This is a genomic window from Citrobacter sp. S-77 (assembly GCF_963864895.1).
GTDB lineage: Bacteria > Pseudomonadota > Gammaproteobacteria > Enterobacterales > Enterobacteriaceae > Citrobacter > Citrobacter murliniae.
The window spans coordinates 4,395,233-4,406,205 of record NZ_CAWLWU010000002.1; the positions used below are offsets into that span (position 1 = coordinate 4,395,233).

24 protein-coding genes are annotated in these 10,973 nt (G+C 49.6%); 1 reads left to right on the plus strand and 23 read right to left on the minus strand.

The window, feature by feature from the left end:
- Positions 1-2 precede the first annotated feature (2 nt).
- The 21 genes from rplO to rpsJ form a co-directional block, all read right to left on the minus strand.
- Positions 3-437 (minus strand): 50S ribosomal protein L15, encoded by a 435-nt coding sequence (gene rplO / locus AACS05_RS21525; protein WP_045448284.1) that lies wholly within the window; start codon positions 435-437, stop codon positions 3-5.
- A 3-nt stretch (positions 438-440) separates the two neighbouring features.
- Complete coding sequence (rpmD, locus tag AACS05_RS21530; protein ID WP_001140434.1) at positions 441-620, minus strand: 50S ribosomal protein L30; 180 nt, start codon at positions 618-620, stop codon at positions 441-443.
- A gap of 3 nt (positions 621-623) precedes the next feature.
- Entirely contained in the window at positions 624-1,127 is a 504-nt protein-coding gene (gene rpsE / locus AACS05_RS21535) for a 30S ribosomal protein S5 (RefSeq protein ID WP_003031131.1), read from the minus strand.
- 14 nt (positions 1,128-1,141) lie between these two features.
- Positions 1,142-1,495, minus strand: coding sequence for a 50S ribosomal protein L18 (gene rplR, locus AACS05_RS21540; protein WP_000358956.1), 354 nt, complete (start codon positions 1,493-1,495; stop codon positions 1,142-1,144).
- A 9-nt stretch (positions 1,496-1,504) separates the two neighbouring features.
- Positions 1,505-2,038 (minus strand): 50S ribosomal protein L6, encoded by a 534-nt coding sequence (gene rplF / locus AACS05_RS21545; RefSeq protein ID WP_045448292.1) that lies wholly within the window; start codon positions 2,036-2,038, stop codon positions 1,505-1,507.
- A gap of 12 nt (positions 2,039-2,050) precedes the next feature.
- Positions 2,051-2,443 (minus strand): 30S ribosomal protein S8, encoded by a 393-nt coding sequence (gene rpsH, locus AACS05_RS21550; protein ID WP_003031127.1) that lies wholly within the window; start codon positions 2,441-2,443, stop codon positions 2,051-2,053.
- 33 nt (positions 2,444-2,476) lie between these two features.
- Entirely contained in the window at positions 2,477-2,782 is a 306-nt protein-coding gene (gene rpsN / locus AACS05_RS21555; RefSeq protein WP_045448294.1) for a 30S ribosomal protein S14, read from the minus strand.
- 14 nt (positions 2,783-2,796) lie between these two features.
- Positions 2,797-3,336, minus strand: coding sequence for a 50S ribosomal protein L5 (gene rplE, locus AACS05_RS21560; RefSeq protein ID WP_003031123.1), 540 nt, complete (start codon positions 3,334-3,336; stop codon positions 2,797-2,799).
- A 14-nt stretch (positions 3,337-3,350) separates the two neighbouring features.
- Positions 3,351-3,665, minus strand: coding sequence for a 50S ribosomal protein L24 (gene rplX / locus AACS05_RS21565; protein ID WP_003031122.1), 315 nt, complete (start codon positions 3,663-3,665; stop codon positions 3,351-3,353).
- Positions 3,666-3,675: 10 nt separating this feature from the next.
- Positions 3,676-4,047, minus strand: coding sequence for a 50S ribosomal protein L14 (rplN, locus tag AACS05_RS21570; RefSeq protein ID WP_000613954.1), 372 nt, complete (start codon positions 4,045-4,047; stop codon positions 3,676-3,678).
- 163 nt (positions 4,048-4,210) lie between these two features.
- Positions 4,211-4,465 (minus strand): 30S ribosomal protein S17, encoded by a 255-nt coding sequence (rpsQ, locus tag AACS05_RS21575; protein ID WP_003031120.1) that lies wholly within the window; start codon positions 4,463-4,465, stop codon positions 4,211-4,213.
- Positions 4,465-4,656: a 50S ribosomal protein L29 gene (rpmC, locus tag AACS05_RS21580; RefSeq protein ID WP_000644742.1), complete on the minus strand. Its 192-nt coding sequence runs from the start codon at positions 4,654-4,656 to the stop codon at positions 4,465-4,467. The genes rpsQ and rpmC overlap by 1 nt, the downstream gene beginning before the upstream one ends.
- On the minus strand, positions 4,656-5,066 hold the full coding sequence (rplP, locus tag AACS05_RS21585; RefSeq protein WP_000941212.1) for a 50S ribosomal protein L16: 411 nt from the start codon (positions 5,064-5,066) through the stop codon (positions 4,656-4,658). The genes rpmC and rplP overlap by 1 nt, the downstream gene beginning before the upstream one ends.
- Positions 5,067-5,078: 12 nt before the next feature.
- Positions 5,079-5,780 carry a 30S ribosomal protein S3 gene (gene rpsC / locus AACS05_RS21590; RefSeq protein ID WP_000529945.1) on the minus strand — a complete coding sequence of 234 codons (702 nt, stop codon included), beginning with the start codon at positions 5,778-5,780 and terminating at the stop codon, positions 5,079-5,081.
- A 17-nt stretch (positions 5,781-5,797) separates the two neighbouring features.
- Positions 5,798-6,130: a 50S ribosomal protein L22 gene (gene rplV / locus AACS05_RS21595; protein WP_000448832.1), complete on the minus strand. Its 333-nt coding sequence runs from the start codon at positions 6,128-6,130 to the stop codon at positions 5,798-5,800.
- 14 nt (positions 6,131-6,144) lie between these two features.
- Positions 6,145-6,423 (minus strand): 30S ribosomal protein S19, encoded by a 279-nt coding sequence (gene rpsS, locus AACS05_RS21600; protein WP_001138115.1) that lies wholly within the window; start codon positions 6,421-6,423, stop codon positions 6,145-6,147.
- Positions 6,424-6,439: 16 nt separating this feature from the next.
- Positions 6,440-7,261 (minus strand): 50S ribosomal protein L2, encoded by an 822-nt coding sequence (gene rplB / locus AACS05_RS21605; RefSeq protein WP_000301869.1) that lies wholly within the window; start codon positions 7,259-7,261, stop codon positions 6,440-6,442.
- A gap of 17 nt (positions 7,262-7,278) precedes the next feature.
- A complete protein-coding gene (gene rplW, locus AACS05_RS21610) occupies positions 7,279-7,581 on the minus strand; it encodes a 50S ribosomal protein L23 (RefSeq protein WP_000617546.1) in 303 nt (100 codons plus the stop codon).
- Positions 7,578-8,183, minus strand: a complete 606-nt coding sequence (gene rplD / locus AACS05_RS21615; protein WP_003031119.1) for a 50S ribosomal protein L4 — start codon at positions 8,181-8,183, stop codon at positions 7,578-7,580. Before rplD ends, rplW begins: the two co-directional genes overlap by 4 nt.
- Before the next feature lie 10 nt (positions 8,184-8,193).
- On the minus strand, positions 8,194-8,823 hold the full coding sequence (rplC, locus tag AACS05_RS21620; RefSeq protein WP_045448329.1) for a 50S ribosomal protein L3: 630 nt from the start codon (positions 8,821-8,823) through the stop codon (positions 8,194-8,196).
- A gap of 32 nt (positions 8,824-8,855) precedes the next feature.
- Entirely contained in the window at positions 8,856-9,167 is a 312-nt protein-coding gene (gene rpsJ, locus AACS05_RS21625) for a 30S ribosomal protein S10 (RefSeq protein WP_001181005.1), read from the minus strand.
- A 377-nt stretch (positions 9,168-9,544) separates the two neighbouring features.
- Here rpsJ and AACS05_RS21630 point away from each other — a divergent pair, with 377 nt between their 5' ends.
- Positions 9,545-10,012 carry a prepilin peptidase gene (locus AACS05_RS21630; protein WP_045448332.1) on the plus strand — a complete coding sequence of 156 codons (468 nt, stop codon included), beginning with the start codon at positions 9,545-9,547 and terminating at the stop codon, positions 10,010-10,012.
- Here the strand turns inward: AACS05_RS21630 and bfr are convergent.
- Positions 10,009-10,485 carry a bacterioferritin gene (gene bfr / locus AACS05_RS21635; RefSeq protein ID WP_045448334.1) on the minus strand — a complete coding sequence of 159 codons (477 nt, stop codon included), beginning with the start codon at positions 10,483-10,485 and terminating at the stop codon, positions 10,009-10,011. The genes AACS05_RS21630 and bfr overlap by 4 nt on opposite strands.
- A gap of 71 nt (positions 10,486-10,556) precedes the next feature.
- Positions 10,557-10,751, minus strand: coding sequence for a bacterioferritin-associated ferredoxin (gene bfd / locus AACS05_RS21640; protein WP_071829044.1), 195 nt, complete (start codon positions 10,749-10,751; stop codon positions 10,557-10,559).
- Positions 10,752-10,973 lie beyond the last annotated feature (222 nt).

Here is a 10,973-nt window from a genome sequence, read left to right on the forward strand (position 1 = left end):
ACTTATTCCTCGATTTTACCGCCAGCAGCTTCGATAGCAGCACGAGCGCCTTTAGTAACACGCAGGCCACGAACAGTTACCGGAGTAGTTACTTCACCAGCCAGGATCACTTTCGCGAACTCGATCTGGATACCGATAATGTTAGCTGCTTTCAGCGTATTCAGGTCTACAACACCGCCTTCAACTTTAGCCAGGTCAGACAGACGAACTTCGGCTGTAATCGCTGATTTACGTGAAGTGAAGCCGAATTTCGGCAGACGACGGTACAGAGGCATCTGACCACCTTCGAAACCGCGACGTACGCCACCGCCAGAACGAGACTTCTGACCTTTGTGACCACGACCACCGGTTTTACCGAGGCCAGAACCGATACCACGACCCAGGCGTTTACCCGCCTTTTTGGAGCCTTCGGCCGGAGACAGAGTATTTAAACGCATCTCTTACTCCTCAACTTTAACCATGAAGGAAACCGCGTTGACCATACCACGAACAGCAGGAGTATCCTCGCGCTCTACGGTGTGACCAATACGACGCAGACCCAGGCCAAGCAGCGTTGCCTTATGTTTCGGCAGACGACCGATTGCACTGCGGGTTTGAGTAATTTTAATAGTCTTTGCCATGGTTTATTTCCCCAGAATTTCTTCAACGGATTTACCACGCTTGGCAGCGACCATTTCCGGAGATTTCATATTTTCCAGACCATCGATAGTTGCACGAACCACGTTAATCGGGTTGGTGGAACCATACGCTTTAGCCAGAACGTTACGAACTCCAGCGACTTCCAGAACGGCGCGCATTGCACCACCGGCGATGATACCGGTACCTTCGGAAGCCGGCTGCATGAATACACGAGAACCCGTGTGAGTACCCTTAACCGGGTGCTGCAGGGTGCCGTGGTTCAGCGCGACGTTAATCATATTGCGACGGGCTTTTTCCATCGCTTTCTGGATCGCTGCTGGAACTTCACGCGCTTTACCGTAACCAAAACCAACGCGACCGTTACCATCGCCAACTACAGTCAGAGCTGTGAAGGAGAAAATACGACCACCTTTAACGGTTTTAGATACGCGGTTTACCGCGATCAGCTTTTCCTGCAGTTCGCCAGCTTGTTTTTCGATGTGAGCCATCTTACACCTCTACCTTAGAACTGAAGGCCAGCTTCACGGGCAGCATCTGCCAGTGCCTGGACACGACCATGATATTGGAACCCGGAACGGTCAAAGGACACATCTTTGATGCCTTTTTCCAGAGCGCGTTCGGCGACAGCTTTACCCACAGCTGCTGCAGCGTCTTTGTTACCGGTGTACTTCAGTTGTTCAGCGATAGCTTTTTCTACAGTAGAAGCAGCTACCAGAACTTCAGAACCGTTCGGTGCAATTACCTGTGCGTAAATATGACGCGGGGTACGATGTACCACCAGGCGAGTTGCGCCCAGCTCTTTGAGCTTGCGGCGTGCGCGGGTCGCACGACGGATACGAGCAGATTTCTTATCCATAGTGTTACCTTACTTCTTCTTAGCCTCTTTGGTACGCACGACTTCGTCGGCGTAACGAACACCCTTGCCTTTGTAAGGCTCAGGACGACGGTAGGCGCGCAGATCTGCTGCAACCTGACCGATCAGCTGTTTATCAGCGCCTTTCAGCACGATTTCAGTCTGAGACGGACATTCTGCAGTAATCCCTGCCGGCAGTTCATGATCAACTGGATGAGAGAAACCTAATGCCAGGTTTACTACATTCCCTTTGACCGCTGCACGATAACCTACACCAACCAGCTGCAGCTTCTTAGTGAAGCCTTCGGTAACACCGACAACCATTGAGTTCAGCAGGGCACGCGCGGTACCAGCCTGAGCCCATCCATCTGCGTAACCATCACGCGGACCGAAGGTCAGTGCATTATCTGCATGATTAACTTCAACAGCATCGTTGAGAGTACGAGTCAGCTCGCCGTTTTTACCTTTGATCGTAATAACCTGACCGTTGATTTTTACATCAACGCCGGCAGGAATAACGACCGGTGCTTTAGCAACACGAGACATTTTTTCCTCCGATTAGGCTACGTAGCAGATAATTTCGCCACCAAGACCAGCCTGGCGCGCTGCACGATCAGTCATAACACCTTTAGAGGTAGAAACAACTGCGATACCCATGCCAGCCATAACTTTTGGCAGCTCGTCTTTACGCTTATAAATGCGCAGACCTGGGCGACTGACACGCTGAATGCTTTCTACAACAGCTTTACCCTGGAAATACTTAAGAGTAAGTTCCAGTTCCGGCTTGGTGTCGCCTTCAACTTTAAAATCTTCAATAAAACCTTCTTCCTTCAGCACGTTGGCAATTGCCACTTTCAGCTTGGAGGAAGGCATGGTGACCGCAGCTTTATTCGCGGCCTGACCGTTACGGATACGGGTCAGCATATCCGCGATCGGATCTTGCATGCTCATCTGTCTTTACTCCCGTGATTCAATTGGTGACAATTACCAGCTAGCCTTTTTCAGACCCGGAATTTCACCGCGCATAGCGGCTTCACGGACCTTAATACGGCTCAACCCGAACTTCCGCAGGAAAGCGTGCGGACGACCAGTTTGACGGCAGCGGTTACGCTGACGAGACGGGCTGGAATCACGCGGCAGAGACTGCAGCTTCAGAACTGCGTTCCAACGATCTTCGTCGGTCGCGTTCACATCAGAGATGATAGCTTTCAGTTCAGCGCGTTTTGCGAAGTACTTATCAGCTAAAGCTACGCGCTTTACTTCGCGTGCTTTCATTGATTGCTTAGCCATTCAGTAACCCTACCTTACTTGCGGAACGGGAAGTCAAAGGCAGCCAGCAGAGCACGGCCTTCTTCATCAGATTTCGCAGTAGTGGTAATGGTAATATCCAAACCACGCACGCGGTCGACTTTATCGTAGTCGATTTCTGGGAAGATGATCTGCTCACGGACACCCATGCTGTAGTTACCACGACCGTCGAAAGACTTAGCGGACAAGCCACGGAAGTCACGGATACGTGGAACAGCAATAGTGATCAGGCGCTCAAAGAACTCCCACATGCGTTCGCCACGCAGAGTTACTTTACAGCCGATCGGATAGCCCTGACGGATTTTGAAGCCTGCAACAGATTTGCGTGCTTTGGTGATCAGCGGTTTTTGACCGGAGATTGCTGTCAGGTCAGCTGCTGCGTTATCCAGCAGTTTCTTGTCAGCGATCGCTTCACCAACACCCATGTTCAGGGTGATCTTCTCGACCCGAGGGACTTGCATGACAGAATTGTAGTTAAACTCAGTCATGAGTTTAGCGACTACTTCGTCTTTGTAGTAATCATGCAGTTTCGCCATCGTACTACTCCAAATTACTTGATAGTTTCGCTATTAGATTTAAAGAAACGGACTTTTTTGCCGTCTTCGAATCTAAAGCCTACACGGTCAGCCTTGCCGGTTGCCGCGTTGAAGATAGCAAGGTTAGAGATCTGAATAGCTGCTTCTTTCTCTACGATGCCGCCTGGTTGGTTCAGGGCCGGAACCGGCTTCTGATGTTTCTTAACCAGGTTGATACCTTCAACAATGACCTTGCCGGAAGACAGGACATTTTTCACTTTACCGCGTTTACCTTTATCTTTACCGGTTAACACGATAACTTCGTCATCACGACGGATCTTCGCTGCCATGATTCGCTCCTTAGAGTACTTCTGGTGCCAGAGAGATAATTTTCATGAACTTCTCGTTACGAAGTTCACGAGTTACCGGCCCAAAAATACGCGTACCGATAGGTTGCTCGCTGTTATTGTTTAAAATAACGCATGCATTACCATCGAAGCGAATGACAGAACCGTCCGGGCGACGAACACCCTTCTTGGTGCGCACCACTACCGCCTTCAGCACATCACCTTTTTTGACCTTACCACGCGGAATTGCTTCTTTGATGGTGATCTTGATGATGTCGCCTACGCCTGCGTAGCGACGGTGCGAGCCACCCAGAACCTTGATACACATTACGCGACGTGCACCGGAGTTGTCGGCGACGTTCAGCATAGTCTGTTCTTGGATCATTTTAGTGCTCCGCTAATGTCAACTACTACTGAGACCCGAAAATCAGGTCGTTAAAAAAGCCCCATATCGGGGGCGCGGCATTATAACACCGCTTAAACGATATGGGTAGAAAAAATAAACGGCTCATCGCTGAGCCGTTTATTCGTTGAGAATGCCTACTGTATTACAGAACAGCTTTCTCTACAACGCGAACCAGCGTCCAGGACTTAGTCTTGGACAGCGGACGGCATTCGCGGATTTCAACCACGTCACCAGTACCGCATTCGTTGTTCTCGTCATGTACGTGCAGTTTGGTCGTACGCTTAATGAATTTACCGTAGATCGGGTGTTTCACAAAACGTTCGATAGCAACAACAATGGATTTCTCCATTTTGTCGCTAACAACGCGACCTTGCAGAGTACGGATTTTATCGGTCATTACGCACCCGCCTTCTCAGTCAGTAAAGTCTTAACGCGTGCGACATCACGACGCACTTGCTTCAACAGGTGAGACTGTTGCAGCTGGCCACTTGCAGCCTGCATACGCAGGTTGAACTGCTCACGCAGCAGATTCAGCAGCTCGGTGTTCAGCTCTTCAACACTCTTCTCACGCAGCTCTTTTGCTTTCATTACATCACCGTCTTAGTTACAAAGGTGGTTTTAATCGGCAGTTTCGCTGCTGCCAGCTTGAATGCTTCACGGGCCAGCTCTTCCGGTACGCCGTCCATTTCATACAGGACTTTACCCGGCTGAATCAAGGCAACCCAATACTCCACGTTACCTTTACCTTTACCCATACGCACTGCCAGCGGCTTTTCAGTGATCGGTTTGTCCGGGAATACACGGATCCAGATCTTACCTTGACGCTTAACTGCACGGGTCATAGCACGACGTGCTGCTTCGATCTGACGGGCAGTCAGACGACCACGGCCAACAGCTTTCAGACCGAAGCTGCCGAAGCTAACATCCGTACCCTGCGCCAGACCGCGGTTACGGCCTTTGTGCATTTTACGGAATTTTGTACGCTTTGGTTGTAACATCAGCGACGCTCCTTATTTACGGCCTTTACGCTGCTGCTTTTTAGGTTGAGCAGCCGGTTTTTCCGGTTGTTCAACAGCAGCCATACCACCCAGGATCTCGCCTTTGAAGATCCACACTTTAACGCCGATTACACCGTAAGTGGTGTGCGCTTCAGAGGTGTTGTAGTCGATGTCAGCACGCAGAGTGTGCAGAGGTACGCGACCTTCGCGGTACCATTCGGTACGTGCGATTTCCGCGCCGCCCAGACGGCCGCTAACTTCAACTTTAATACCTTTAGCGCCCAGACGCATTGCGTTCTGTACAGCACGCTTCATAGCACGACGGAACATAACACGACGTTCCAGCTGAGAAGTGATGCTGTCAGCAACCAATTTTGCGTCCAGTTCAGGTTTACGCACTTCGGCGATATTGATCTGAGCAGGAACGCCAGCAATATCCGCTACGACTTTGCGCAGTTTTTCTACGTCTTCGCCTTTCTTACCGATAACGATACCCGGACGAGCGGTGTGAATGGTCACACGGATGCTCTTAGCCGGACGCTCGATCACGATACGAGATACAGACGCTTTCGCCAGTTCCTTAGTCAGGTACTGACGTACTTTAAAATCGCTGTCCAGGTTGTCAGCGAATTCTTTGGTGTTCGCAAACCAGGTTGAGTTCCATGGTTTTACAATACCCAGGCGAATACCATTAGGATGTACTTTCTGACCCATTGCTAGTCTCCAGAGTCTCAGCGATCGGACACAACCACAGTAATGTGGCTGGTGCGCTTCAGGATGCGATCTGCACGACCTTTTGCACGCGGCATAATGCGCTTCATGCTCGGGCCTTCGTCTACGAAAATTTTCGTAACTTTCAGATCGTCAATGTCAGCGCCATCGTTGTGTTCAGCGTTAGCAATGGCAGATTCCAGGACTTTCTTAACCAGTACAGCCGCTTTCTTATTGGTGTAGGTCAGAATATCCAGAGCCTGCGACACTTTCTTACCGCGAATCAGGTCTGCAACAAGGCGAACCTTCTGAGCAGAAGAACGAGCATGGCGATGTTGAGCTAAAGTTTCCATCTCTTCCTCCTACCTTATTTCTTCTTCGCTTTTTTATCAGCAGCGTGGCCGCGATAAGTACGAGTCGGTGCGAATTCACCCAGTTTGTGACCGACCATTTCGTCGGAAACAAATACCGGAACGTGCTGACGACCATTATGGACAGCGATGGTCAAACCGATCATGTTAGGAAAGATCGTTGAACGACGGGACCAAGTGCGCAGGGGCTTCTTGTCTCCGCTTTCCACCGCTTTCTCTACCTTCTTCAGCAAGTGCAGGTCAATAAAAGGACCTTTCTTGAGAGAACGTGGCATGGCTTATCCTCTAAAATTATTTGCTACGGCGACGTACGATGAATTTATCAGTACGCTTGTTGCTGCGGGTCTTCTTACCTTTGGTCTGAACGCCCCACGGAGTTACCGGGTGCTTACCAAAGTTACGACCTTCACCACCACCATGTGGGTGGTCGACTGGGTTCATCGCAGTACCGCGAACGGTAGGACGAACACCACGCCAGCGTGCAGCACCTGCTTTACCCAGAACGCGCAGCATATGCTCAGCATTGCCAACTTCGCCCAGAGTTGCACGGCAGTCTGCTTCGACTTTACGCATTTCACCAGAACGCAGACGCAGGGTGACATAAGCACCATCACGAGCAACGATCTGAACGTAAGTACCAGCGGAACGTGCCAGCTGACCGCCTTTACCTGGTTTCATTTCTACGTTATGAACGGTAGAACCAACCGGGATATTGCGCATCGGCAGGGTGTTACCTGCTTTGATTGCAGCATCAACGCCAGACTGAATCTGGTCGCCAGCTTTCAGGCCTTTAGGGGCCAGGATGTAACGGCGTTCACCGTCTTTGTACAGAACCAGCGCGATGTTCGCGGAACGGTTCGGATCGTACTCAAGACGTTCAACAACTGCCGGGATACCGTCTTTGTTGCGTTTGAAGTCAACGATACGATAAGCCTGCTTGTGACCACCACCGATGTGACGAGTGGTGATACGGCCATTGTTGTTACGACCACCGGATTTGCTGTTTTTTTCAACCAGCGGAGCAAAAGGTTTGCCCTTGTGCAGCTCTGGGTTGACCACTTTAACGACGTGGCGACGACCCGGAGATGTCGGTTTACATTTAACAACTGCCATTGTATTACTCCTCCGACTTACTCAGCGCCGCCGACGAAGTCCAGATTCTGGCCTTCCTTCAGGGTGACGTAAGCTTTTTTCCAGTCGCTACGACGACCGATACGCTGTCCGTGACGTTTAACTTTCCCTTTAACTACCAGGGTGTTAACGACTTCGACTTCGACTTCAAACAGTTTCTGCACAGCAGCTTTGATTTCTGCTTTGGTCGCGTCTTTAGCAACTTTGAGAACGATGGTATTAGTTTTTTCCATCGCAGTAGACGCTTTTTCAGAAACGTGCGGTGCGCGCAGCACCTTCAGCAGACGTTCTTCACGAATCATGCCAGCATCTCCTCAACTTGCTTAACAGCATCAGCAGTCATTACGACTTTGTCGAAGGCGATCAGGCTAACCGGGTCGATACCAGTTGCATCGCGTACGTCAACCTTGTGCAGGTTGCGCGCAGCCAGGAACAGGTTTTCGTCCAGCTCACCGGTGATGATCAGCACATCTTCCAGAGCCATGTCTTTCAGTTTCTGTGCCAGCAGCTTAGTTTTAGGCGCTTCTACAGAGAATGATTCGACAACGATCAGACGATCCTGACGTACCAGTTCGGACAGAATGCTTTTCAGCGCGCCGCGGTACATCTTTTTGTTAACTTTTTGACTGTGGTCCTGCGGGCGAGCAGCGAAGGTCACGCCACCAGAACGCCAGATCGGGCTCTTGATAGAACCTGAACGCGCACGGCCGGTACCTTTCTGGCGCCACGGCTTTTTGCCTGAACCAGTTACTTCAGCACGAGTCTTCTGAGCACGAGTACCCTGACGAGCACCAGCTGCATAAGCAACAACAACCTGGTGAACCAGCGCTTCGTTGAAATCACGACCGAAGGTAGTTTCGGAAACAGTCAGCGCGCTCTGCGCGTCTTTCAATACTAATTCCATTGCTATCCCCTTACGCCTTCACAGCTGGTTTAACGATCAGGTCGCAACCGGTCGCACCCGGAACACCACCTTTAACCAGCAGCAGGTTGCGCTCAGCGTCAACACGTACTACGTCCAGGCTCTGAACGGTTACACGCTCGTTGCCCAGCTGACCTGCCATTTTCTTGCCTTTGAACACTTTGCCCGGAGTCTGGTTCTGACCGATAGAACCCGGAACGCGGTGAGACAAGGAGTTACCGTGAGTAGCGTCCTGGGTACGGAAGTTCCAGCGCTTAACGGTACCAGCGAAACCTTTACCTTTAGAGGTACCGGTTACGTCAACTTTTTTAACGTCAGCAAACAGTTCAACGCTAATGCTCTGACCTACGGTGAATTCTTCACCATCCGCCAGACGGAACTCCCACAGGCCGCGGCCAGCTTCAACGCCAGCTTTAGCAAAGTGACCAGCTTCCGGCTTGGTTACACGGTTAGCTTTTTTAGCACCAGTGGTAACCTGAATAGCGCGGTAGCCGTCGTTAGCCAGGTCTTTAACCTGAGTAACGCGGTTTGCTTCAACTTCGATTACGGTTACTGGGATAGATACGCCATCTTCAGTGAAGATGCGGGTCATTCCCACTTTTTTACCGACTAAACCAATCATTGTATCAACCTCTCAATCGCTCGATGACCTGATTAACCCAGGCTGATCTGCACGTCTACACCGGCAGCCAGATCCAGACGCATCAGAGCATCAACGGTTTTCTCAGTTGGCTCAACGATGTCAACCAGACGCTTGTGAGTGCGAATCTCGTACTGATCACGCGCGTCTTTATTAACGTGCGGAGAAATCAGAACGGTAAAGCGCTCTTTGCGGGTCGGCAGCGGGATCGGACCACGGACTTGCGCACCAGTGCGCTTAGCAGTCTCGACGATTTCCGCGGTTGATTGATCGATCAGACGATGATCAAACGCTTTCAGGCGGATACGGATTCTTTGGTTCTGCATGAGACCAGAGCTCCAATTATTTTATAGACGAAATAGTTACTCCTCAAACCCATTACGATTGATGGGAGAGTGTAACCGTTCTTACAGAGTTCCCCAATCGGGAACATTGTCAGATAGTCAAATCGACTATCAGTGGTTCAGATTGAACCAGCCGTCAATTAAGACAAGCCCGCGCATTATACGTAAATCTCAGCCTTACGCAAGTGCCGTGTAGAAATTAATCACCCGACCTGTAATGCGAGCACCATTCCAGGCAGATTGTAGAAACTTGCGCATGCATATTTTTACTGGAAGCAGGCAACCGTTATAGCTATTCGGATCTTGTATGGACGCCACATTTACTGGAGGGTTATCTCTTTAGCGATGAGAATTCGAGCATGTACATCAACCTCCTCTTCCTGTTTACCTACACGTCCTTATGCGGGCTTCTTTGGATACAGGATTTACGCACCGGTTTATTGCCAGACAAGTTTACCTGCCCTCTTCTATGGAGTGGTCTTATTTATCATCAATGCTGTAAACCGGCTGAATTATCTGATGCAGTTTGGGGGGCCGTGGTGGGATATAGCGTGTTTTCACTTCTCTATTGGAGCTACCGGCTGGTAAGACGACAGGAAGGACTAGGCTATGGTGATGTAAAATTTCTCGCAGCACTTGGTGCGTGGCATCGTTGGGAATCATTACCGCTGTTGGTCTTCACTGCTGCCTGTCTGGCCTGTTGCATCATTGGGATTAGGAGCGTTACGGATGGAAGAAAGGTACTAAAAAACCCGCTGCCTTTTGGGCCATATCTGGCGGCGGCGGGTTTTATTATTGGCTGGGTAAATCTGATGCAGGGCGATTAGTCACTGACTTTAATCTGTGATTGCAGATAATTTTGCAAGCCAAGTTTTGAAATCAAATCCAGCTCCGTTTCGAGCCAGTCAATATGCCCTTCTTCTTCAGTAAGGATTTCTATCATCATATCCCGGCTGACGTAGTCATGAACGCTATCGGCATAGGCAATGGCTTCACGCAAATCTTTCGCGCCATCAAGTTCAAGTCGAAGATCTGACTGCAGCATCTCCTCAACATCTTCACCAATCCCTAACTTACCCAGATCCTGTAAGTTTGGCAGCCCTTCTAAGAATAAAATACGCTCGATATATTTATCGGCGTGTTTCATCTCATCAATAGATTCATGATACTCAACATCATTGAGGCGAGTCAGTCCCCAGTTTTTAAACATACGGGCATGGAGAAAATACTGGTTGATTGCGACAAGCTCATTTCCCAATAGTTTATTGAGATAATTTATGATTTTAACATCACCTTTCATTTTATAGTCCCTCCGCTTCCACTCTTAGAGCGTAGATGGGGCTACAGGGATGTCAAAAAAAAGAGTGTGACTTAGGCGATCTCTTTAAATTCTGGTATTTGAGTTAATTCATCCTGCATCACTTCACGCGCAGCCCGAATACACTTACCGCATTGATTTCCAACAGGAATAAACTTACGTAATTGCTGAAAGGACTGAGGATGAAACTGGCGAACAGCCTGACGAATTTTTTTATCACTTATCGCATTACACAAACAAACGTACATGATCGCTCCCGTTCAATTTCTGTGCAAAGTGTAAATGAGAATAGTTATGATTACAATAGCACAATTATGTTTGCACGCCGGTTGGGTTAGCGAAAAATGCGAATAAATATTACAGCGAATGAATTGCAGGCAGCAAAAAGGGCGCCGAAGCGCCCTTTTTAAGCTCAAAACTAATTAATCAATAATTAGCTCATTACTTTAGCAACAACGCCCGCACCTACA